Source organism: Streptococcus sp. 2741 (assembly GCF_013276315.1).
Taxonomy (GTDB): Bacteria; Bacillota; Bacilli; order Lactobacillales; family Streptococcaceae; genus Streptococcus; species Streptococcus pseudopneumoniae.
Map to the genome: position 1 here is coordinate 1 of NZ_VMKU01000155.1, position 1706 is coordinate 1706.

Here is a 1706-nt window from a genome sequence, read left to right on the forward strand (position 1 = left end):
GATGGGACTAATTTCTTTGATATCAAAGCAGAAGATTTTGAGTTGGTGGATTATGACCCTGTTAAGCCGCAGTTGAAGTTTGACCTAGCCATTTAATACTCTTCGAAAATCTCTTCAAACTACGTCAGCGTCGCTTCATCAACAACCTCAAAACCATGTTTTGAGCTGACTTCGTCAGTTCTATCCACAACCTCAAAGCAGTGCTTTGAGCAATCTGCGGCTAGCTTCCTAGTTTGCTCTTTGATTTTCATTGAGTATTAGTTCAATATCTGAAAAAAAGAACCTTGCAAAGCAAGATTCTTTTAGTGTCTGACTTAAATAATTGTTCTTCTGGGAACTAAATCGAATTAAGCTTCGATTTCTGTAACCATACCTGAACCAACAGTACGTCCACCCTCACGGATAGAGAATGTAGTACCTTGTTCTACGGCGATTGGGTGGATCAACTCAACGTCGATTGTCACGTTATCACCAGGCATTACCATTTCAGTACCTGCTGGAAGTTCGATTGAACCTGTAACGTCAGTAGTACGGAAGTAGAATTGTGGACGGTAGTTGTTGAAGAATGGAGTGTGACGTCCACCCTCTTCTTTAGTAAGGATGTAGACTTCACCTTTGAATTTAGTGTGTGGGTTGATTGAACCTGGTTTAGCGATAACTTGTCCACGTTCGATTTCATCACGTTGAACACCACGAAGAAGGACACCTACGTTATCTCCGGCAAGACCTTCGTCAAGTTGTTTACGGAACATTTCAACACCAGTAACAACTGCTTTTTGAGTTTCTTCTTTGATACCAACGATTTCGATTTCGTCGTTGACTTTAACGATACCACGGTCGATACGTCCTGAAGCAACTGTACCACGTCCAGTGATTGAGAATACGTCTTCGACTGGAAGAAGCAATGGTTTGTCAGTGTCACGTTCTGGTTCTGGGATGTACTCATCAACTGTGTTCATCAATTCCATAACGATGTCTTCGTATTTAGAGTCACCTTCAAGAGCTTTAAGAGCTGAACCTTGGATAACTGGAAGATCGTCACCTGGGAAGTCGTATTCTGACAATAGGTCACGGATTTCCATTTCAACCAATTCAAGCAATTCTTCGTCGTCTACCAAGTCAACTTTGTTCATGAAGACGATAAGGTGTTTAACACCAACCTGACGTGAAAGAAGGATGTGCTCACGAGTTTGTGGCATTGGTCCGTCAGTTGAAGCTACTACAAGGATAGCACCGTCCATTTGAGCGGCACCAGTGATCATGTTTTTAACGTAGTCCGCGTGTCCTGGAGCGTCGATGTGAGCGTAGTGACGTTTTTCAGTTTCGTACTCAACGTGCGCAGTGTTGATTGTGATACCGCGTTCGCGTTCTTCTGGAGCAGCATCGATAGACGCATAGTCTTTAGGTTGGTTAACTGATGAAGGCAAGCGACGTGCCAAAACAGTTGTGATAGCTGCAGTTAGGGTAGTTTTACCGTGGTCAACGTGTCCGATAGTACCAATGTTAACGTGTGGTTTACTACGATCGTATTTTTCTTTTGCCATTTGAGTAAAAGCCTCCAATAAAATATATTTTATAGATAGACAGTAGGCAATACAGTCTAACTTTCCTTACTATTTTATCAAATTTCAGCTAAATTGCAAGTGTTTTACAACGTTTTTGTGAATTATTCTTGGTAAAAATTTAACTGAAAGTTCTATAATGAA

At 41.5% G+C, this 1706-nt stretch carries 2 protein-coding genes and 1 pseudogene; 1 reads left to right on the forward strand and 2 read right to left on the reverse strand.

Annotation, left to right across the window (positions count from 1 at the left end; genetic code table 11):
* A pseudogene (locus tag HT671_RS11065) lies at window positions 1–96 on the forward strand (thymidylate synthase); the annotation flags it as partial.
* 23 nt (window positions 97–119) lie between these two features.
* Here the strand turns inward: HT671_RS11065 and HT671_RS11070 are convergent.
* Complete coding sequence (locus tag HT671_RS11070; protein ID WP_007285088.1) at window positions 120–251, reverse strand: hypothetical protein; 132 nt, start codon at window positions 249–251, stop codon at window positions 120–122.
* A gap of 96 nt (window positions 252–347) precedes the next feature.
* On the reverse strand, window positions 348–1544 hold the full coding sequence (tuf, locus tag HT671_RS11075) for an elongation factor Tu (protein WP_001040724.1): 1197 nt from the start codon (window positions 1542–1544) through the stop codon (window positions 348–350).
* Between the last annotated feature and the right edge of the window lie 162 nt (window positions 1545–1706).